Raw genomic sequence first — 19,696 nt, 5'->3', positions numbered from 1 at the left:
GCAACCGGTGATCGCGAGAGCTTTGAAAGCTGTTGGTGATTCGCCCTGAAGCTGAGGAGGTTGTCGTGTCCAGGAATAAACGATCCGTCATCGTAGTGACGGCTGCCGCCGCAATGTCACTCGTCTGTGGCGCCGCCATCTATTCGAGTGCGGCCGCAGAGCCAACCAACAAAATTCCGCCGCAGAAGCAAATGCCGATGGAGCCCGGTTTCCATGGAATGGGCGACAAATTCCCGGGCTGCGGAATGTTCGGTTCCATGCCGCCGCCCCCGCCGCCGCATAGTCCTCGTCCCTTGGCTTCGCTTCTGTCCGAAGCTGAGACCGAGATCGGCATTCGTGTCGAACAACTTGATGCTTGGCGCGACTTTACAGACGCGTTGCTGAATGTCGCCAAGCCGCCTCATCCCGGTAAGAAAGAGCCGGAACCGGCGGCGGGTGATCAACAAAAGCCCTTCGCGTTCGCTGAGAAAATGGCAGATGACGCGGTCGCGCGCGGTCACGATGCAGAAGCCCTCAAGAAAGCTATCGAAGCTCTTCGGGCAAAACTCACGCCCGAACAGTTGACCAAAGTTAGTGCAATAGAACAGCGCATCATGCCTCCGCCGCACGACGGACCGATGCCGCCGCCGCCTTTCAATCTCGTTCCGCCTCCGGGTTTGGGTGGCGGGAACGGACCTGACGGTCCGCATCCCGACCCGTTGTGAGCGGAGATGCTGGGCGCGGAGTTTCCTATCTCTTCGCGTCCAGCACATTTGAGGAGACGGTGATGACACGCTTTTACGAAATCGGATTGCTGCTCACACTGGCGTTTCTGTTCTTTGTTATCGCAGTGACGAGTGCACACGTCTGATGTCATTTGGCAAAATGAATATGGAACCAAAAAATATGAATCGGCAGTTGTTGCCAGACATTCAGCCTCAGACGGCGTCCGAGCAATTGGCTCTAAGCCTCATACGCGACGGTGCGTTGAGGGAAGAGGAGTTTTTGGAGATGTCGGCGTTGTACCCGAGATGGCAGGTCTATTTGTCATTGCGCTTAAGAAGGCTCGCGCATTCTTGGGGCTGGAATTGAGGTTTTAACAGCATTGAACTTTAGTTTAGGCCACGGCGGGCGACCCCCGGGCGGCTGCGGTTTCAAGCCGATGTGTTAGACGGAGCAGCGTACGTGAATTGCTGCTCGGCACTGCGGCCATCAATCGCGTTGAAAAGCCAACTGAAGCCTATGCCGCTGATAGTTCACCCGTTGGCTAGCCGGGAGAGTGCACGCTTTTCCCCAAGAGATCGAAGGACCCTACTATTTCGATCGAAAACTTATTCGCTCCGATATTCGCGAAGGAAGGTCGGGCCTAAGCACGATCATGCTGCTCATTGTGATCGATGCAACGACATGCAAACCAATGACCGGCGCTCGTGTCGAGGTCTGGCATGCCGATGCGCGCGGCGTCTATTCGGGCTATGCGCAAGAAAAAATGGTCGAAACGGTTCTTGAGATTGACGACGAGCGGTGGCGCAAAATTGTTCTTTGATAGCGTCGAAGGTCGCGGAGGGAGGGCCATAGAATGCCTTGATCGCATATTTCCGATTCTGGCGATTTGGTATTCGGATGAAAAGTTTTATGGCTGTCCGTTTGTCAATGCTGCGACTGAAGACGCAACGCACGATAAATTTCTGAGCGGGTACCGGCTGAGAGCGGGGAGTAGTTCAAGGTGATCGACAAGTGGTGAGTTGAGCCAACCTTCGGTGAGTGCGGTGCCTGCCGTGCAGAGCATGCAGACATGGGGCGCGACGACCGCTAAATGCAAATGCTACCGCAATAGCATCTGCTGCAGACCCATAAGCAGACGTGGACTAAGATGTCCTTGTGCGTACCATCTTCTCTCCATTTTCTTTTGTGTCGGTATCCCTTCGCTGGCGATCCCTCACCTCTTCGAGATCTCGTTCGAGAAAGAAGTTCAACATCGTACGAATGAGCGCAACAGCGGCCAGACGAGCCACGGCTTGCCAATCCGTTGTGACGGATGTTTCGATTATGTCGGCGGCTAGCTGAAACGTGAGTCCAGCAACGAGCCATCGCGCATAGCGCAACCACACATCGCGACGTTCGTGTCCTGTCCGGGATCCCAACAACACAAGACTACCGTTCACGAACGCCTCAATCGTTCCGAGTACGATGACCAGTAGCGCAACCGCATCGATGAGCAGAACCGCGGTCTTTCCGGCTTCAACAAACCAGGCCTCCACGACACACTCCAAGTATTTGCGAGCAGCAAAATGCTTCCTTGTTGCTCAAAGCTAGCGCCGCTTGGCGGTGTTGCCGATCCAAACCGCAAGTTTCCGGTAAGCTCAGTATCCGCGACACCAGCAAAGATTCGACCCGCGGCCGAAGGCCGAAGCTGGAAGCCGCTAGGGGAAGGATGTACCCTTGCATAAGATCAAATTTTCCGCCGCCGTTGGTGTGGAATAATAGCATGATAATTTGATAGGTGCGGCCAAGATAATTGAAGTCGTTGATATTCTGAAAGCGAGATAGAACTGCACCGTCGAGAAGACGTTGAGTGGGGTGGGGTTTTCGCTTTTTCGCATCGGCCTAGATGGACGGGGCGCGTGTGCGCAACGCGGGGATACTCAGCCGCTAAGTGGTAGATCGAGCTGGGCGGGCTCGCGTTGCTGAAAGCTTGAAACCGAAACGCCGACGAGACGAATGCCGGTAGAAACAGGATAGGTCGATCGTGTGAGCCCGAGGCTGAGTTCGCGGAGAAGCTCGCGGGAATTTATGAGGCCTGCGATCGTCCTGCTACGCGTAATGATGCGGAAATCGGAATACTTAATCTTGACCGTGACGGTTGAACCGAAACTCTGGTTCTTGTCGCACCATTCCCACACATCATCGGCCATTTCTAGCACGCCTGCTTCGATATCGGCTGGCGCGAAGCGGTCTTCGTGGAACGTGGTTTCAGAGCCCGAGGATTTGCGCTGCCGGTTTGGCTGGACCTCGCGGTGATCTTCTCCGCGAGCGATTGCGTAGTACCATGGTCCGGACTTGCCGAAGTTCTGTTCGAGAAAATTGAGCGACTTGGCTTTAAGGTCGGCTCCAGTGAGAATTCCAAGCGCGTTAAGTTTCTCTGCGGTCACTTTGCCGACGCCGTGGAACTTCGCGACAGGCAATCCTTCTATGAACTCGGCACCTTTCTGCGGAGGGATCACGAACTGGCCGTTTGGTTTGCGCATGTCGGACGCGAGCTTTGCGAGAAACTTATTGTAAGAAATGCCCGCCGAAGCCGTGAGGCCCGTCTCGTCAAATATCCGTCTTCGGATTTCTGCTGCCGTGTCGGAGGCCGTGGGTAGTCCCCGCAAATTTTCAGTCACATCGAGATAGGCTTCGTCGAGCGAAAGCGGCTCGATGAGAGGCGTGTATTCCGCGAAGATATTGCGGATCTGATTTGAGACGGACTTATAAACATCGAAGCGCGGCCTCACGAAGATAAGGTCCGTGCAGTTTCGCATCGCCGTGGTCGATGGCATCGCAGAGCGTACGCCAAACTTCCGGGCTTCATAGCTCGCGGCGGCGACAACGCCGCGTTTCGCGCCGTGACCGACAGCAACCGGCTTCCCACGCAGCTCGGGATCATCCCGCTGTTCGACGGACGCATAAAAGGCATCCATATCGACGTGAATGATCTTGCGGGCGACGTGCTCTCTCATCGGGCCAGCCTAGCGGAATTGCGTGCGCTCGGCACGAAGTTCTGCGCCAGCCGCGAATGGACACCGGCCGTAGACGACACTTCCGCGCTGCGAGGTTTGATAATTTCGATTGGAAGCAGTGCTCAGATGGAAGGTGGCGCGCGAGGACCGTTCAGCGATTGATCCAAATGGTGCAGTGGCAGTCGATCTTACTTCGGAACAATGAGGGGCAGGATCGTCACTCCCGACTTCGCCAGCAACCCGTCTATCCAATCAAAAGCCGGTCAACTTCTGCACAATACGCGCAAGCTTGCTGTGAAATCGCATCGGTCCTTCCAATGCGATTAGGCATATGCAGTCTGTTCCTTCCGCGGCGACGGGGGCGTGCTCGAAGCCCTCGCCCATCTCGACAACATCACCAACTTCATACGATCCGAATTCATCGCTGAACGCTCCTTGAAGCACGAGGGTCAACTCCGATCCGGAATGTCCGTGATCTGGCAGTTTAAGGCCGGGGCCGACCTTAATGAGCCTGAGTGACGATTTGGAATGTTTTGCCAGTGGAATAGGAAATTGCCAGATCCCGGGAGTGACGCGTTTCCATTTGATGTTTTCAAGCCGATTTCCAACGAATTTTCGGAGCGGTGCTGGAACATCGCATTTAATCGAATTTTCCGTGATTGATATGGGCTGCTCGACCGGAACGTTGGGAGACGGCATTTTCATAACGAGCGGCATGGGTGACACGTCTTCAAGAAGTGTCGCACCGACCGAGCCCAGGAACGTAAGCTCCTTTTGGCAACGAGGACAAATGGTCATGTGGCAGGCCATGACAGCCGCCAAAGCTTCCGGCATGCTGCCAGCCGCACAGCTCACTAGATTTTCGGGGGCGGGGTGGCGTCTGATCGTCATTGTTCCGGTTCCCCAACCGCGTTACGAAGTTTCAAATACGCCAAACGGATACGCGACTTGACCGTGCCAACCGGCAAATTAAGCCGGCTGGCAATGTCACGATGTGGCAAACCTTCAATGAAAGACAGAATCACCACCTGTCTTTGCTCCTCAGGCAGCGCATCGAGAGCTCTCCTTATAATCGAGCGTTGCTGCTTGCCTGAAACGGCCTCATCAGGAGACGTATCCGAACTCGCCTCCTGAGCGTAGTTATCCGGCAATTCGACCCACGTCTTTTCCTTACGTAGGTAATCAATCCTCAGATTACGTGCGATCGCAAAAATCCATGTGGCTACGCTGCCCTTGTCCTCGGAGTAGAGCGCGGCCTTGCGCCAGACGCTCAGCATCGTTTCTTGCGCGAGCTCTTCTGCCGTGGCGGCGTCAGCTCCCTGCCGCATCATGAAAGCTTTCACGATGGGTCCGAATTTCTCGAACAGCGCGCGATACGCTTGGGCATCCTTTTGAGCAGCGATCCGTTCGAGCTTCTCGATGTCCGGCATTTTTGTTTCAAATCTTGAGGAAGTCGGGCCGCCGCCGCGAATTAAAGCGTCCATCTAATAGTGATCGCGGCACCGCTTAACAGCTTTTGTACACCTTGTAACGTAAATCAAGATGAGGCCGCCGATCCAAACGCGATGGCAAGAAACCATAAATGCTATCGCAATTTGTTGTCGTAGGCGCTTTCCGATACCGCCGCGCACGCGCTTTCGCCGCTGTGATCCGAACTCTTTGGTGGTGCGTAATCTTCGCAAGTTCGCCTTTCAATCTGGGCGAATGTGCCATTGTCAACTTGCGGGGTCCATCTTGCCACGGCCCCGCATTTTTCCTTCCGCGCGGGATGCGTCTCTAACTCGTATCTCTCCAATACACATCACCGTGAGATGTGATCTTTGAAAGGCTCGCTCACGTAGCTTTGCGAAATAAAAGGGAGCGCCGCCATGCTTGCCATTTTTGTTTCCGCCTGCCTTGTTCGCGACCCCAGCGTCTGCCGCGAATTCAAGATCCAAGTTGATGCGGGTATCGATTCGATGACCTGTGTGGTCCAGGCGCCGTTGCAGTTCGGCTTCTGGGCCAAGGAGCATCCGGGCTGGCAGATTTCTCGTTGGCGGTGCGGCGCGGCTAGCGAAAACAAAATATGAGAGTTGCTGCGGATTAGAGCTGTGTGACTGTCGTCGCCTGAAACGATCCGGATAGAATTTGATACTGCTTACCGGAACGAGGCGATTGGTGAGAGATCCAAATGCGCTTTTGGCGCGTAATGATCGCTTAGACCATTCGTGGATGTCGGTATGCCTATCGTCTCGCCGATGCTTTTCTTGGGTGCAGTCGCCATCTTTGCGGCAGTTGAGCGGTTCCGCTCTTCGCAGACGCAGCTAGCCACAAGAACAAGCGTGACGGCTTTATTGAGGAAGATTGTTGAACGGCATTTTGACTGAAGCAACGGTTCAAGACAGGTCGCCATGGCTTTTCTGACTGGTTACGTTGTGTTCCTCATCGTTTTCGGACTGATGGATTTCGTTTGGTTGAGCATCACGGTTCCGAAACTGTATCTGCCTGTTCTCGGAGATTCGGCTGCGACGACTGTGAGGCTAGTTCCTGCGATCGTTTTTTATCTTTTCTACGCGGTTGGCGCAGTCTTCTTCGGCGCGTTACCGGGACTGTCGTCGGGTCCACGAACAGCGTTTTTGTGCGGATTGTTTTTTGGCACCGTTGCGTACGGGACGTATGACCTCACGAACTATGCAACCTTGCGGAACTGGTCGTTAGCGCTGACCGTTGTCGATATGTCGTGGGGATCGTTGGCGACAGGTGTTGCCTGTCTTGCCGCGTATTTTGCAATGAACCACTTCTCAGCTTGAGCAATTTAAGCCGCGTTCAACGCCCTGCGATGAGCGCGCAATAGCGTCTTTAAGAACGGCGCCGATGCGGACCTGGGAAAAAGGCGTTGGTGCCTGCTTGATACTTGCGGAATTCGTCGCCGGAGCGGGTGAGCATGTGCTGTTCGAGAAGTGGTATCCCCGAAACATGAACGAGCAGCCAGTACATCACGACGGGCCCCAGGATCGCGAGCCACCCCCAAGGATATCCGCCACTTAGATCAACGGCGATGATGGGGTACGTGAGCCAGCTTACCCACTCGAAGAAATAATTGGGATGCCGTGAGAACTGCCAGAGGCCCTGATCGCACACCCGCCCCTTATTCGCGGGGTTGCTGCGAAATCGCGCGAGCTGCCAATCCGCTAGTGCTTCTCCGGCGCAGGCAAAAATCAGTACGACGGCACCCAGAAGATCCTGAAGATGCAGCCCTTTCACGGGATTCCAGGCCGCGATCAGGATCGACAGTGTCAGCGGGATGCTTACCCACGCTTGCTTTTGCGCGAACCAGAACATTTGACGCTCGGCGTCCGGCTCCCATTCCGTAATCAGCCGCGCGTATCGCGGGTCGTCTGTTGAGCCGTTGGTTCTCACTCCGATATGGAGGGCCAGGCGGCCGGCCCACAGGCAAACCAATAGAGCAACCAGTGCGGAGCGTTCAGTAAACCCGCCGCCCACCAAAGCGCCTGCGATCGCCGTCAGGCCCACCCCGAGTGTCCAGGTTGTGTCAATCCAGCCGGAGTTGCGCGTCCCCCGCCAAACTAGCCATCCAACTGTCATGGCCAGAGACAGAGAGCCGAACGCATATGCCACTGCGAACACGAAGGATAAATTCGTCATCAGCTTCCTGTGGGCGCCAGCCTGGGGCTCGTAAGGCGCTACGTCAACGTATGCGACGACAATGTCCCGCCGAAAACGAGTTGGGCGATTGGATAATGCTTACGCGGCTTGCCCGAATATGGATCACGCCCGGGTGATCCAAGATCTACGAGCGCTCGTATTCGTACTAAGCGCTGGCGTAACCGTTCCAGTCCCTGCCGAGAAATATTTTGATGCATCACACTGCTGGCGAGCCGTTGCTGAGGATTGCTGTTGTTGGCAGTGGCATTTCGGGGCTGTCGGCGGCTTGGCTTCTGAGCCAGAGGCACATTGTAACGCTATACGAACAAGACGAGAGAATTGGCGGCCACTCAAATTCCGTGTCTGTGCCAGGCTCTGGTGAGTTCGTTGACACCGGATTTATCGTATATAATGAACTGAACTACCCAAATTTGACGGCACTATTCAAGCATCTCAACGTTGCAACGCAGCCCTCGGAGATGTCTTTAGCAGTTTCTCTTCGAGGCAGTCGGCTTGAGTATTCAGGGACCAACCTACGTGGCCTGTTTGCGCAACGACGCAATATCGTCAGCCGGCGATTTTGGTCGATGCTGTACGATCTGCGCAGGTTCTACAAAAATGCTCCAGTGGATCTTCCAATACTCGAGGCCCGACCTATCACGTTAGGCCGGTATCTGGAGGAAAATGGATACGGCGGGGCCTTTCGGGATGACCATCTCTTGCCCATGGCGGGTGCGATCTGGTCGTCGCCGCCGCACGCAATACTCGATTGTCCCGCGGCGACCTTTGTTCAATTCTATCATAATCACGGACTGCTGAAATTGAGCGACCGGCCTCCCTGGCGCACGGTAACGGGGGGAAGCAGAAATTATGTAGCGATGTTGACGTCGTCCTTGCGAAAGAACATCCGTATAGGCACGTCGATTTCCCAGATCAAATCGAGCGATCAAGCCGTGTTTGTCCGGGATGCGCAGGGCGGCATCGATAGCTTCGATCACGTGGTCATCGCGACCCATGCTGATCAGGCGAGGGGGCTTATCGTGGACCCCAATATCGCGGAGCGCGCCACACTCGGAATGTTCCGATATAGCCGAAATCGGGCCGTCTTGCATTCCGATGCCTCGTTCATGCCGAGGCGGCGCGCGGTTTGGTCAAGCTGGAATTATATCGAGACGGGCGAAGGCGTTGGCGAAGTGCCGACGATCAGTTATTGGATGAACCGGTTGCAGAATCTTCGGACGGAACGGCCGCTTTTCCTCTCCCTCAATCCGAAGTCCGAGCCGCGTGACGTCCATTATGAGACCTATTACGAACATCCGCTCTTGGATCGTGCTGCAATAGTCGCGCAGAAAATGCTGTGGTCTCTACAGGGACAGCGGCGAATTTGGTTCTGTGGCTCCTACTTTGGATATGGCTTTCACGAAGATGGCTTGCAGGCGGGGCTGGCGGTAGCCGAACAAATCGATCCGCGTTGTCGGCGGCCTTGGTCCGTTGAAAACGAATCCACTCGCATCTTCATTCGCGCCAAATTGCGATCGCCCGAGGCAGTGGCATGACCGTTGGCTCTGCTCTCTATTTAGGCTCTGTCACGCATCGCCGCGTTCGCCCGGTGCTTCATCTCTTGCGTTATCGCGTATTCTGGCTTCTCCTCGACCTGCGCGAAATTGATCAGATTTCAAAGTCGTTGCGGTTGTTCTCGCGAAACCGCTTCAACGCACTCAGCTTTTTCGATCGAGATTATTGCGACGGCGGAGAGACGCCCCTTGGCGCCCAAATCCAAGAGCATCTGCGAAAAGCCGACGTTCCAGCCGACGGCAAGATCCTTCTGCTGTCGATGCCTCGAATTCTCGGATACGTCTTCAACCCACTGAGCCTGTACTTTTGCTACGATGTCGGCGACCGGCTAAAAGCCATCGTCTATGAAGTTCACAACACGTTCGGTGAATGCCACAGCTATGTCCTTCCCGTGGAAGGGGATGGAAAGACGATCAATCAGCAATGTGAAAAGGCGTTTTACGTGTCGCCTTTCCTCGGGATGGATTTGCGGTACGAGTTCAAAGTCACGCCTCCCGGCAACCGACTTAGCGTTGCGATCCGCGGCTACGACAGCACGGGTCTCGTGATCGCGACCTCTCTTTCCGGGTCCTTACGCCCGCTCACAGACCGTGCGTTGCTTTCGGCTCTGGTAACGTTTCCATTCCTGACATTGAAAGTCATCGCTGCAATTCACTGGCACGCGCTGCGGCTCTATCTGAAGGGCCTTAAAATATATGAGCATGGTCTCGCAACTGCTGTGGCGAGAGATATTCCATCCAGGAAATATAAATGAACGATACAGCAGCACGCCTGAGTTTGAGCGATAGTTTTTCGACGCGCTCGCACTTGGCGAGGCTTATTGCTCGACGCATTCCGCCGATTGACGCGGGCGCATTGCAGCTTTCTCTTCCCGATGGCGGAGAGATTATCCGGCGCGGTGATGCGCCGGGCCCGGAGGCCATTATCAAGGTCTGCTCGTGGCGGGGGCTCGTGAGAGTACTGATCGACGGAGAGCATGGGTTTGCCGATGCTTATCTGGCGGCCGAGTGGTCGACCCCAGACCTTAGAGCGGTGCTGGCTTGGGCAATACTTAATGAAGCCGCGCTTGCGCGCGCTGGGTCGGGTTCATGGTTCACACGCGTGCAAAACAGGGTCTGCCACCTTCGGCGCAACAACACGCGAAGGGGCAGTCGCCGTAATATCGCTGCTCACTATGACCTGGGAAATTCTTTTTATCAGGCTTGGCTTGATACGGGCATGAACTATTCGTCGGCAATGTACGTGCGCGGCGACACATTAGAATCCGCCCAGACGCGAAAGATAGAAAGCATAATCGATCTCCTTGGTCTAAAAGGGGGCGAGCGGGTTCTTGAAATCGGTTGTGGTTGGGGAGCCCTTGCCGAGCGTATCGTCGGCAAAGGTTGCGATTTGACGGGGCTCACTCTCTCTCGTGAGCAGCTTTCGTATGCCCAGGGTCGAATAGGGGCCGTTCGACAAGGGGCTGCCAATTTACGGCTTCAGGACTACCGCGATGTCGTAGGATATTATGATCGCGTCGTCTCGATTGAAATGATCGAAGCGGTGGGGGAGCGGTTCTGGCCGGCCTATTTTTCAAAAATACGGGACGTTCTCAGGGAAGGCGGCAGTGCAGTCTTGCAAGCTATAACCATCGATGAAAAGCGTTATAGACATTATCGCAGAAATCCGGACTTCATTCAGCGCTATATCTTTCCAGGCGGTATGCTGCCGACGCGGACACTTCTTGTCGAACTGGCTGCTTCTGCCGGATTAAGACTCGTGCATGAAGAAGCATTTGGAACGAGTTATGCGCGGACACTGGCCGAGTGGCGGGAGCGATTCCTGTCTGCATGGCCGCGGATCGAAAGCATGGGTTTTGATCAGCGGTTCAAGCGCATGTGGGAATATTATTTTGCCTACTGCGAGGTTGGGTTTTACGTTGGTTCTGTCGATGTGAGGCTCTTTAAATTTGTTCGATGATGATGCGCTGGCTACGAGAGTTAAGTTAGCTATCGCTCTAGGCCCAACACTACGGCGCGGTATCGTGAGCTTTCGGTCGACATCGGATCGATTTGGCGTTCGTGGATGCCATGTCGATGGGCGGGCTAATTTGGCCGGGGCGCTTGGCTCCCACGCCGGTGCGTTCACCGTTTACTCATGGGCCTCGTTGTGCTTTCGCCTCGGCGATGGCCGCCCGAAGATCCTCCTGCAGATAAGGTTTGGCCAATCTCGTGATGGGAAAGCCGTTCCCGGGCAGCTCGGCGTAACCCGTAGCAATCACGATAGGCAACTCTGGATGAAGCGCCTTTGCCTCGTGCGCGAGCGCGAGACCGGTCATCTGCGGCATTGCCTGATCGGTAATGAGCAAATCGATGTCGCTCCGCTCCTTGAGGATGCGCAATGCGTCGGCGCCGGAATTCGCGCTGACGACCGTGTGCCCGAGATCCTCTAGCATCGCTTTCGTGCCCATAAGCACGAGCATATCGTCATCAACCACAAGGATGCTCATCGGATCGCCCGTGGAGATGAAGGTTTTGGGAACCGCTTCGCTCGGAACTGTCTCCTGCTCAGGGGCGGCGGGTAATACCAATTCGACCGTCGTCCCTTGGCCAATTTTGCTGAAAATATTGATTTTCCCCCCGGATTGTTCCGCTAACCCCTGCACCATCGAGAGGCCGAGGCCCGTTCCTTTGCCCACCCCCTTCGTCGTGAAAAAAGGCTCGCCGGCACGGCGCAAGGTCTCATTATCCATTCCTGCGCCGCTATCGGTCACGTACACGTGGACCTGCTTATTCCCCCCACCCGGCTGACCCGAGCGGCCGCCAATGACAATGGTCCCCCCGCCCTCGATCGCGTCCCGAGCATTGACCACCAGATTGAGGAGCGCCGTCTCCAGTTGGTGTGGGTCAGTAAGCACAGCAGGAAGCCCCACGGGAAACCGCGTCTCGAGAACGATTTCCAAACCAATGCTACGTCGAAAGATCTCAGACATGCCATGAACGAGAGAAGGAATATCTACGGGCACCTTCGTCAGCTCGGTGCGGCGCGCGAACACCAGCATTCGCTGCGTCAAAGCCGCGCCGCGCTTGGCGCCGAGAAGCGCGTTGTCAACCAACGCGGAGAGCTTGTCGTCGGCAAGAGGTCTGATCGCGCGCTTCGTCACGAGGAAGCTCATTCAACGGATCGCCGAGGAGTACGGGAAAGGCAGATTGCTCCTCATCATGACTACAAATCTCGATCAGTCACGGCCCGTCATTTGGAACATTGGAGCCATCGCCGCGAGCGGAAAGCCGGAGTCACGCGATCTTATCATCGATGTGTTGCGCGCGTCGGCAGCCATTCCGGGTGTGTTTCCGCCCGTGATGCTGGATGTCACGATAAACGGCCAGCATTTTCAGGAAATGCACGTGGATGGAGGAGTCGTTGCTCAAGCGTTCTTGTATCCGCCGACGTTGAGCTTACGCGATATCGGCAAAGCGAACCCTGATCAAAAGCGAGTTGCTTATATTATTCGTAACGGACGGCTTTTTCGCCCAGAAGAGAGCGTCCGCCGCCAAACGCTATCGATTGCCCAGCAGGCAATTTCGACGATGACTGCAACGAGCGGTGTCAACGACATGTATCGCTTGTACGTGACCGCCAAAAGAGATGGCGTCGGCTATAATTTGTCGTTTATCGATACGGACTTCTCGGAGCCATACCAAAGGACCGTTCGATCGCGACTACATGAATAAGCTCTTTGAATACGGATATCGCAACGCGCGCATAGGCTACACTTGGCACACTTCGCCGCCGGGATATGCTGAATAGCCATGATACCGACAGCGGCGATCTGAACCGAAAGAGATTGCTGTCTCCTCTGAGCTGATGTCGGTTATCTCCACACTATAGTCTTCGCTAACTTGGTCATGCAGCGTGTTTGCTCAGGTCAGCTTCTGGTGGTTGTTGGCGGCGGGGGTGCCGAGGCACCGGACGGGCAGATGGCTGCTTTGATGCGCAACGCGCACGCAACGCGTGAGGCGCTGATGACGGGGCGGGACATAACCATCGACGCAATGTCGCATAGGCTTGGCATCAAACGGGATTATCTGTCGATGCACATGCGTCTGACTTATCTCGCGCCGGACATAGTGCATGCGTTGATGTTAGGACGATATCCACCCGAGCTGACACCGGCCCGTCTTCTCTCCCTTTCCAAAGAACTGCCACATGACTGGCAGCTTCAGCGCGCAGTTCTCGGGTTTGAGACGCAGTCGCGCGCCGGTGACGCCTAAAAACGATGCGACTCTGACCGGCCGAAAAATGCCGACAGAGATAAATGGCGCCCGAGGCCCGAAAACATCTCCAGAGACGAGGCAGGCTGGACGAGAGCCCAAAATGGTAGTCGACAAGTGCCGGATTCGGCGACGAAATTCCGCCTACAGAAATCATAAAACATACAGCGATTTCAATGACTTGGTCGCTGGCTGTGCTGGCAGTCTGCCGCGAACGGGTCTCCATTTGGGAAATCCCTGCAAACAGCGAAATTATCAGGGAAGTCGTGACTTTCGCCAGCTGAGTTGCCCGCGCCCAGCGACCAGCCGCCTGTTTTCATGCACTTTTCCGCTGCACGAATGGCGAATTCCCTAAACGGCCGAACAGGGAATATCAGGGATCTCAAGGGGCGTCGGACGACAGCTTCCAGACGAGGTTTCCTCTACACCTGAAAGCTTGAATGCATCGCTGGATAGAGCCCGAAAACGGGTGGGTCGCAAACGGACCACCCGTCCTTTTTCCGGACACAGCGCCTCTCGTATGGGTGCGCGTCCGCCGTCTCCTGTGCTATAGTCGCTACATGGCTAAGACAGTTTCCAAGGGCAGCAAGAAATCCTCCGGCGGCGCCAGGTGGGTCGTTCGCGATTCACATTCTGGGCAGTTCAAGATCGGCCGCGACGCCTTCGCGAGTATCAGTTCTGTCGAAGGCATCTCCCTCTCCCAGGACATGCGCAAGGTACTTGCGCGTACCGAAGGCATGAGCGCTGCCAAGCGCCGCTCGGAACTTGCCTCGAAATACGGAAAGAAATAAGCGCTGGCTATGTACGACGCCGAGCGCGATCCGTACTGCTATCCGGGCAGTGATGTTCTCAAGAATAAAGCCGGTCTCACGACGGCGAAGGCGCTTGAGCGATTCGAGACGGCAATGACGTTTGTGCGTTCGGAAGAACCGCTGCCAAGCGGCAGGCTGTCGGTTACGCATTACCGGGCCATCCATCACCATCTTTTCCAGGACGTCTACTCGTGGGCCGGTCGCTACCGCACGATACGAATTTCGAAGGGCGACAGCGTGTTCTGCTATCCGGAGAACATCGCGGCGCAAATGACCCGTGTCTTCGGTTGGCTCAAAGACGGAGATTTTCTGCGCGGCCGAGAAACGGTTAATTTCGCCAAAGACGCCGCTCATTTTCTTGCGGAACTGAACGCCATCCACCCCTTCCGAGAGGGCAACGGCCGCACGCAGCTCACGTTCCTTGCCCTTCTTGCCGACGCAGCCGGACATGCCCTTGATCTCGCCAAGCTCGATGCCAGCGCTACGCTCGGCGCTATGATCGCGAGCTTTAACGGCGACGAAGCCGATCTCACTAAAATAATCGCGGACCTTGCCGCCTAATCCTCCGTGACCATCGCACGCGTCACACCATCTCCGAAATGGGGCGGAAGCGGAGCTGATCGGCGCCCTTTGCCATTCTTGAATTCGCAGGCTGAAAGCCTAATTGCATCGACGGAAGGCATCTCAAATCGGGGGTGGGTCGCAAACGAACCACCCCGTTTTTTTGCCCTTGAACACCCACTCCAATTGCCCGATTTTTGTCTCGGACGCTTCACCCCTGAGGTGGCGGTTGTCCAAGCGAGCCAGTCAAGCCAAGGATGGGCAGTACGTCGGCCGCGCTTTCAGCCAGGTCCTCGAGCCAAGCTCGGACCTGAGGAGCGCTGCGCGATGTCGGGCCCTCGATTGGCGACTTCCATTCCGGTGGTGAACGTATTGTTCACAGCCTGGAGAGCGAAGTCGATGTCAAACACCCGATCCGCACGGGACCCGATCCGGGCCGCAACCGGTCTTAAGTCAGCGCTGCAGGAGAAGTCACGGAACCGACGGCAGGCGAAAAAGACACTAGCCTCCTGCGAAGGTTCGGCCGCTTACCAGCGCAACGATCTGCTACCGAACCTGCGCGTTGAATATTTACCAATCGACGCGCTGCGTCCTGCCGACCGCCGTGTACGAAAATCGACTGCCTCACAATCGGCCAAGGTCGACCTGAGCCTGAAGCGGTTCGGGCTCTGCGTTCCAGTCTTGATCGATAGTGACGGTCGCATCGTGCACGGGCACGTCGTTTGGGAAGCTGCACACCGGCTCGGCCTCGCAACCATACCGGTCATCCGAATTGAACATCTTAACGCGAGCGAGCGGCGTGCGCTTTCGATTGCCCTCAATCGGCTCGCAGAAACGGGTGACTGGGATGTCGACGGTCTGCAGCTCGAGTTCGAGGAACTGATCGAACTCGATGAAGACGTCATCGCCACCGGTTTCGAACTTGCAGAGATTGATACGCTCTTACTTGTTCACGACGATGACGAAACCGCAGGCGACGTCCTCCCGCCGCTCCCTCAGTCGAGCGTTTCTCGACCGGGAGATATTTGGGTATTGGGAGACCATCGACTGATTCAAGGCGACGCGCGTGACCGCGAAGCCTATCAGCGGCTCATAGGAGCTGACGAGGGTGCCCAGCTCGCCTTGACCGACGTCCCGTTCAACGTTCCGATCCAAGGCCACTGTACGGGCCAGGCACATCATCGAGAGTTTCAGGTCGCGCACGGTGAACTGAGCCGTGAAGAGTTCGATGTCTTCAATAGGGATTGGATGCAACTCGCATCATCGGTCCTTGTCGATGGGGGCCTTCTCGCGACGTTCATCGATTGGCGCAGCGTCGAACTCATTCTGTCCGCCGGGCGCGAGCTCGATTTGGGTCTCTTGAACGTCATCGTCTGGTCAAAATCGAACGCCGGGCAAGGCAGCCTCTGGCGATCGGCGCACGAGATGCTTCCGGTCTTCAAGAAGGGAAGCGCATCGCATAAAAATAACGTCGAGCTCGGGCGCTGGGGACGCTATCGCAGCAACGTCTGGACCTATCCGGGTGCATCCAGCATGGGCTCGGATGCGCGCGAAGGCCTGGCCGTACATCCGACCGTTAAGCCTCGTGCGCTGCTCGAGGACGCTCTTCTCGATATCACGGACCGCGGCGACGTCGTGCTCGACTCCTTCCTGGGATCGGGCTCGACGCTGCTTGCGGCGGAGGCGACCGGTCGCATCTGCCGCGCAATCGAGATCGACGGCCGGTACTGTGATGTCGCCATCCACAGATGGCAGCAGATGACAGGGTGCGAGGCGATCCTTGAAGAAACTGGCGAGACGCATGCTGCGGCCGCGCAACGGCGTAGTACAGCGTCCCCGGACGAGGGAGAGAGGTAATGTCCGAGAAGCCAATCAAGGCATCACCGAAGGATGCTGTCGGTTATGGTCGTCCTCCGAAACAGCACCAGTTTAAGCCTGGTCAATCCGGCAACCCGAAGGGTCGACCGAAGGGCGCGCCGACACTCCAGGAGATCATGGCGAAAGAGGCCACCAAGCACGTCAAGATCAAGCAAGGCGAGAACATCGTCACCGTTTCTAAGATGGAGGCGCTCGCGCGGCGCGTCTTTAGCAAAGCACTCGAGGGCGATCTTGCAGCGGCCCGCGTGATTTTCCAGCTGGCTGCCGAACCGGAGGCGGCGGCGAATGCAGGTTCCGAAGAGCCCTTCGCGTTACCGAGCGACGATACCATCAAGCGTATGCTGAAACGGTTCGACCACCTCAACTCGTCAGGTGGAGGTAAATAAGATGAGCGCGATGGGTGTTGCGCAGCTGACAGGCGACGACATCGAGACGTTCGATGCTCTGATCGCCATGGCGCGTGCCGACTTCATGTGTTTCGTTGATATGACCTTCAGAGTTCTGCACCCGGGCAGCGACCTTGTCTATGCAGACTATCTACAAGTCTTGGCCGATCTGTTGATGCAGGTGGAAGAGGGAAAGTATCGACGCGTCAACATCAACCTACCGCCACGACACATGAAGTCGATGATGGTGTCCGTCTTCTACGTCGCGTGGCGCCTAGGACGCAACCCGGCATCCAAGTTCATCGCGATCTCGTATGGCGACGATCTTGCGCACGATCTTTCGGTGATGACCCGTACGTTGATGCAGTCAGAAATTTATAGACGGATTTTTCCTGAAACGGTTCTCGACAAGAAATCCGAAGATCACATTCGTACGACCCAAAAAGGTGGTCGCTACGCGACGGCGGTCGGAAGCGACATCACGGGCTTCGGTGCCGACCTCATCATCGTCGACGATCCGATCCAAGCCGATGACGCCGGTTCGGAACACGTCAAAGCTCGCGTTCGCGATTGGATGTCGAACTCGGTTTCGACGCGCTTCAACGATCAGGCAAAGGGTGCACTTATTCTTGTCATGCACAGGCTGGCTCCGGACGACCTTTCGGCAACGCTCGAACCGAATGCCGACTTCGTTCTGAAGCTGCCGATGATTGCCGAAAAAGAAGAGAAGTACGAGTGTCACGGCAAGCTGACGATGCACCGCCGGCCCGGCGACGTGCTCAATCCGGCGCGCATGACAGCAGAGGACGCGGCGAAGCTCAAAGCAAGTCTTCCGCGTCACGTCTGGGACGGTCAGTATCAACAGCGGCCGACGGCTGGCGGGTCGGGCATGCTCTCGGTCGAACGATTCCAGCGGTTCGATTTATCGAAGCCGCCGAAGTTCGAACTGAGCGTTCATTCCTGGGATGTCGGCGCGACCATCGGCGGAAATGCGAGCGTCTGTACGAAGTGGGGGCTGGCCGCCAATAAAGACAACAGAGACGCGCTCCACTTGATTCAAGTTATCTCGGTGACGCTTGAGCTGCCGGAGGTGCTTGCAACGATCAAGTCCGAAATCGAGCGGGACCGGCCAGCCCTGGTCGTCATCGACGAGCGCGGAGTCGGTCTCGGCGTAGCGCAGCATCTGAGGAAGGCTGGCTATCGAAACATATCCTGGTCTGACACGAGGTCAGCTCCGATCATCCCCGGGCCGGCTTCAAAATGTCGACCATCCGACTCCAAGATAGTGCGCTTCGGAAGAGCGATCTTCAGGATCGATGCCGGTGAAGTTCTGATTCCGACGTCGGCATCGTTTCTCGAAAAGTTTCTCTACGAGGTGAGCGCGTTTCCTAATATTTCGGATGACGATCAGGTTGATAGCATGACCCAAGTTGTTGCAAACCTCGATAACGCAATTTTTCAGGCGAGACGCAATATGCGAAATTTTGGCTAGGTGAGGGGGAAACAACGTCATTCGCACTTCCAAGAGCCACACGTTAGTGCATCGCCGGCTTCCCAGCGATACCCAGTGGTGCGTGCCCTCCGCAAGCCCACCGCGTGCCTGCACGATTGCCATTTTTCGTGCAGGAAACGGGTGCGCCGACAATGCAAAAATCGGCGACCGTCGGGCGCGTCTGAGAAGGCGCGCGCACTCCTAGTAACTCTCACTCGCCTGAACTCGACTTCAAATGCCGGATCGTTGACACGGCGCCGGCGAGGCCGTCGCTAGTCAGTGCACTGCAGCAATGAGCGCCGATGTTAGCCTTAGGAATAACTGTCGTTGATGCGCGCCTTTGCGTGTGCCAAAAATCCTGCAGCGGGCCTCGTACGTAAGCTGATATTTTGTTGTAAGGGAAATGGTGTGACCACATCACGCCTCCAAATGAACTCGACGGGGCGTCGTGTTCCCTTCTTTGCAGGCCCGGCTCTCAGCAGTGCCGACCACCCCTGGGCCGGTTACTATTTCGAGGAATCCGACGGACCCGCCGAGCCAATTCCATGTCATTCCTGGCCCAAGACAACGCTGCTGTTCGTTACCAGCGGCGGCGGGTCGTTGAATTGGAAGCATCGCGGCATTTGGCGAACGGATGCAGTTCAGAGGGGAACTGTCTCCATCATCCGGCGCGACGTTGAGATTCAAACGTGCGTGCCAAGCAATCCCATGCCGACGATGGTACTTCAATTGGATAACTCCAAATTGCAGCACATAGCACCCGATAATGTTCTCGCGATCGATAAATCCTTGGACACGGCGCAGGTCAGAAGCGATCGCGTGCTCGCCGCATTGATGTCGACGATGCGTGAGGAAGTACGAGAAGGGTGTCCCTCTGGCAGACTATTCGCAGAAACCATCTCACTCGCTTTGCTTACATATTTGGCGAGCCGATACGTAATTGCGCAGAGTGCGAACGATCGCGGAAATAGCCTGTCGCTAGCTCAAAAGCGTGTTCTTGTCGATTATATCCGATCGAACCTGACCAGCGACATTGCCGTGACTGAGCTTGCCGGACTCGTGCATATGAGCCCTTCACATTTCAGCCGGATGTTTCGTTCCGCATTCGGCGTAACGCCTTATAGATTTGTTATGTATGAGCGAATAGAAGCGGCGAAGAGCATGCTTGCCGCCACAAAATTAACTGCGAGCGATATTTCGTCCGCATACGGATTTGCTAGTCAAAGCCATTTTGTGAAAGTTTTTCGCCAGTTCACAGGCGTGACGCCGAAGCAATACAAAAGAAGCATTTGATCCGCCTACGTTCAATTGCCCATTGGGGGGCGCCGATTTTCTGCGCATGAATAAGTATACGCTGTTCGGAGCAGGATCGTGCCCGAATGCGCAGGATCAT

Annotated in this window: 21 protein-coding genes; 15 read left to right on the top strand and 6 right to left on the bottom strand. The window is 56.0% G+C overall.

Annotated features, from left to right (window positions below):
* Positions 1-65 precede the first annotated feature (65 nt).
* Both RLW41_RS05165 and RLW41_RS05160 read left to right on the top strand, forming a co-directional pair.
* Complete coding sequence (locus tag RLW41_RS05165; RefSeq protein WP_414463786.1) at positions 66-704, top strand: Spy/CpxP family protein refolding chaperone; 639 nt, start codon at positions 66-68, stop codon at positions 702-704.
* A gap of 554 nt (positions 705-1,258) precedes the next feature.
* Complete coding sequence (locus tag RLW41_RS05160) at positions 1,259-1,525, top strand: hypothetical protein (protein WP_414463785.1); 267 nt, start codon at positions 1,259-1,261, stop codon at positions 1,523-1,525.
* A gap of 322 nt (positions 1,526-1,847) precedes the next feature.
* Here the strand turns inward: RLW41_RS05160 and RLW41_RS05155 are convergent, their stop codons facing one another.
* From RLW41_RS05155 to RLW41_RS05140, 4 genes are all read right to left on the bottom strand, one after another.
* A complete protein-coding gene (locus RLW41_RS05155; RefSeq protein ID WP_414463784.1) occupies positions 1,848-2,240 on the bottom strand; it encodes a DUF1622 domain-containing protein in 393 nt (130 codons plus the stop codon).
* A gap of 384 nt (positions 2,241-2,624) precedes the next feature.
* Complete coding sequence (gene dinB, locus RLW41_RS05150) at positions 2,625-3,701, bottom strand: DNA polymerase IV (protein ID WP_414463783.1); 1,077 nt, start codon at positions 3,699-3,701, stop codon at positions 2,625-2,627.
* A gap of 252 nt (positions 3,702-3,953) precedes the next feature.
* Positions 3,954-4,592 carry a ChrR family anti-sigma-E factor gene (locus RLW41_RS05145; protein WP_414463782.1) on the bottom strand — a complete coding sequence of 213 codons (639 nt, stop codon included), beginning with the start codon at positions 4,590-4,592 and terminating at the stop codon, positions 3,954-3,956.
* Complete coding sequence (locus RLW41_RS05140) at positions 4,589-5,185, bottom strand: sigma-70 family RNA polymerase sigma factor (protein ID WP_414463781.1); 597 nt, start codon at positions 5,183-5,185, stop codon at positions 4,589-4,591. The genes RLW41_RS05145 and RLW41_RS05140 overlap by 4 nt, the downstream gene beginning before the upstream one ends.
* A gap of 384 nt (positions 5,186-5,569) precedes the next feature.
* Here RLW41_RS05140 and RLW41_RS05135 point away from each other — a divergent pair, with 384 nt between their 5' ends.
* Positions 5,570-5,770 carry a hypothetical protein gene (locus RLW41_RS05135; protein WP_414463780.1) on the top strand — a complete coding sequence of 67 codons (201 nt, stop codon included), beginning with the start codon at positions 5,570-5,572 and terminating at the stop codon, positions 5,768-5,770.
* A 321-nt stretch (positions 5,771-6,091) separates the two neighbouring features.
* Positions 6,092-6,490 (top strand): DUF2177 family protein, encoded by a 399-nt coding sequence (locus RLW41_RS05130; protein WP_414463779.1) that lies wholly within the window; start codon positions 6,092-6,094, stop codon positions 6,488-6,490.
* A 49-nt stretch (positions 6,491-6,539) separates the two neighbouring features.
* Here the strand turns inward: RLW41_RS05130 and RLW41_RS05125 are convergent, their stop codons facing one another.
* A complete protein-coding gene (locus RLW41_RS05125) occupies positions 6,540-7,346 on the bottom strand; it encodes a DUF1295 domain-containing protein (RefSeq protein WP_414463778.1) in 807 nt (268 codons plus the stop codon).
* A gap of 212 nt (positions 7,347-7,558) precedes the next feature.
* On the opposite strand from RLW41_RS05125, the gene RLW41_RS05120 reads away from it, so the two are divergent.
* From RLW41_RS05120 to RLW41_RS05110, 3 genes are read left to right on the top strand one after another with little or no spacing between them, the layout of a single operon-like run.
* On the top strand, positions 7,559-8,902 hold the full coding sequence (locus RLW41_RS05120) for an NAD(P)/FAD-dependent oxidoreductase (RefSeq protein ID WP_414463777.1): 1,344 nt from the start codon (positions 7,559-7,561) through the stop codon (positions 8,900-8,902).
* A complete protein-coding gene (locus RLW41_RS05115) occupies positions 8,899-9,675 on the top strand; it encodes a DUF1365 domain-containing protein (RefSeq protein WP_414463776.1) in 777 nt (258 codons plus the stop codon). The genes RLW41_RS05120 and RLW41_RS05115 overlap by 4 nt, the downstream gene beginning before the upstream one ends.
* The gene (locus tag RLW41_RS05110) at positions 9,672-10,880 is read left to right on the top strand and encodes a class I SAM-dependent methyltransferase (protein WP_414463775.1); all 1,209 of its coding nucleotides are present in this window, start codon (positions 9,672-9,674) and stop codon (positions 10,878-10,880) included. Before RLW41_RS05115 ends, RLW41_RS05110 begins: the two co-directional genes overlap by 4 nt.
* A gap of 175 nt (positions 10,881-11,055) precedes the next feature.
* Here the strand turns inward: RLW41_RS05110 and RLW41_RS05105 are convergent, their stop codons facing one another.
* A complete protein-coding gene (locus tag RLW41_RS05105) occupies positions 11,056-12,075 on the bottom strand; it encodes an ATP-binding protein (protein ID WP_414463774.1) in 1,020 nt (339 codons plus the stop codon).
* A gap of 34 nt (positions 12,076-12,109) precedes the next feature.
* Between RLW41_RS05105 and RLW41_RS05100 the strand changes: the two genes are divergently transcribed.
* The 8 genes from RLW41_RS05100 to RLW41_RS05065 all read left to right on the top strand — a co-directional run bounded on the left by RLW41_RS05100 (position 12,110) and on the right by RLW41_RS05065 (position 19,596).
* A complete protein-coding gene (locus tag RLW41_RS05100; RefSeq protein WP_414463773.1) occupies positions 12,110-12,634 on the top strand; it encodes a patatin-like phospholipase family protein in 525 nt (174 codons plus the stop codon).
* A 174-nt stretch (positions 12,635-12,808) separates the two neighbouring features.
* Positions 12,809-13,174, top strand: a complete 366-nt coding sequence (locus RLW41_RS05095; RefSeq protein ID WP_414463772.1) for a hypothetical protein — start codon at positions 12,809-12,811, stop codon at positions 13,172-13,174.
* A 560-nt stretch (positions 13,175-13,734) separates the two neighbouring features.
* The gene (locus tag RLW41_RS05090; protein ID WP_414463771.1) at positions 13,735-13,965 is read left to right on the top strand and encodes a hypothetical protein; all 231 of its coding nucleotides are present in this window, start codon (positions 13,735-13,737) and stop codon (positions 13,963-13,965) included.
* A gap of 9 nt (positions 13,966-13,974) precedes the next feature.
* Positions 13,975-14,547 carry a Fic/DOC family protein gene (locus RLW41_RS05085; RefSeq protein WP_414463770.1) on the top strand — a complete coding sequence of 191 codons (573 nt, stop codon included), beginning with the start codon at positions 13,975-13,977 and terminating at the stop codon, positions 14,545-14,547.
* Positions 14,548-14,946: 399 nt separating this feature from the next.
* On the top strand, positions 14,947-16,404 hold the full coding sequence (locus tag RLW41_RS05080) for a site-specific DNA-methyltransferase (protein WP_414463769.1): 1,458 nt from the start codon (positions 14,947-14,949) through the stop codon (positions 16,402-16,404).
* Positions 16,404-16,811 (top strand): DUF5681 domain-containing protein, encoded by a 408-nt coding sequence (locus tag RLW41_RS05075; RefSeq protein WP_414463768.1) that lies wholly within the window; start codon positions 16,404-16,406, stop codon positions 16,809-16,811. Before RLW41_RS05080 ends, RLW41_RS05075 begins: the two co-directional genes overlap by 1 nt.
* 1 nt (position 16,812) lies before the next feature.
* Positions 16,813-18,303, top strand: a complete 1,491-nt coding sequence (locus RLW41_RS05070) for a hypothetical protein (RefSeq protein ID WP_414463767.1) — start codon at positions 16,813-16,815, stop codon at positions 18,301-18,303.
* 408 nt (positions 18,304-18,711) lie between these two features.
* Complete coding sequence (locus RLW41_RS05065) at positions 18,712-19,596, top strand: helix-turn-helix domain-containing protein (RefSeq protein WP_414463766.1); 885 nt, start codon at positions 18,712-18,714, stop codon at positions 19,594-19,596.
* Positions 19,597-19,696: the final 100 nt, after the last annotated feature.

The organism is Hyphomicrobium sp. DY-1 (assembly GCF_047497105.1).
Classification (GTDB): Bacteria; Pseudomonadota; Alphaproteobacteria; order Rhizobiales; family Hyphomicrobiaceae; genus Hyphomicrobium_B.
The sequence above is the reverse complement of the archived record's forward strand: the minus strand, read 5'-3'. Positions and strand labels throughout refer to the sequence as shown.

Coding starts and splice junctions, on each gene's coding strand:
- dinB (WP_414463783.1), bottom strand. CDS start 3,701: ATGAGAGAGCACGTCGCCCGCAAGATCATTCACGTCGATATGGATGCC.
- RLW41_RS05145 (WP_414463782.1), bottom strand. CDS start 4,592: ATGACGATCAGACGCCACCCCGCCCCCGAAAATCTAGTGAGCTGTGCG.
- RLW41_RS05140 (WP_414463781.1), bottom strand. CDS start 5,185: ATGGACGCTTTAATTCGCGGCGGCGGCCCGACTTCCTCAAGATTTGAA.
- RLW41_RS05135 (WP_414463780.1), top strand. CDS start 5,570: ATGCTTGCCATTTTTGTTTCCGCCTGCCTTGTTCGCGACCCCAGCGTC.
- RLW41_RS05130 (WP_414463779.1), top strand. CDS start 6,092: ATGGCTTTTCTGACTGGTTACGTTGTGTTCCTCATCGTTTTCGGACTG.
- RLW41_RS05125 (WP_414463778.1), bottom strand. CDS start 7,346: ATGACGAATTTATCCTTCGTGTTCGCAGTGGCATATGCGTTCGGCTCT.
- RLW41_RS05120 (WP_414463777.1), top strand. CDS start 7,559: ATGCATCACACTGCTGGCGAGCCGTTGCTGAGGATTGCTGTTGTTGGC.
- RLW41_RS05115 (WP_414463776.1), top strand. CDS start 8,899: ATGACCGTTGGCTCTGCTCTCTATTTAGGCTCTGTCACGCATCGCCGC.
- RLW41_RS05110 (WP_414463775.1), top strand. CDS start 9,672: ATGAACGATACAGCAGCACGCCTGAGTTTGAGCGATAGTTTTTCGACG.
- RLW41_RS05105 (WP_414463774.1), bottom strand. CDS start 12,075: ATGAGCTTCCTCGTGACGAAGCGCGCGATCAGACCTCTTGCCGACGAC.
- RLW41_RS05095 (WP_414463772.1), top strand. CDS start 12,809: ATGCAGCGTGTTTGCTCAGGTCAGCTTCTGGTGGTTGTTGGCGGCGGG.
- RLW41_RS05090 (WP_414463771.1), top strand. CDS start 13,735: ATGGCTAAGACAGTTTCCAAGGGCAGCAAGAAATCCTCCGGCGGCGCC.
- RLW41_RS05085 (WP_414463770.1), top strand. CDS start 13,975: ATGTACGACGCCGAGCGCGATCCGTACTGCTATCCGGGCAGTGATGTT.
- RLW41_RS05080 (WP_414463769.1), top strand. CDS start 14,947: ATGTCAAACACCCGATCCGCACGGGACCCGATCCGGGCCGCAACCGGT.
- RLW41_RS05075 (WP_414463768.1), top strand. CDS start 16,404: ATGTCCGAGAAGCCAATCAAGGCATCACCGAAGGATGCTGTCGGTTAT.
- RLW41_RS05070 (WP_414463767.1), top strand. CDS start 16,813: ATGAGCGCGATGGGTGTTGCGCAGCTGACAGGCGACGACATCGAGACG.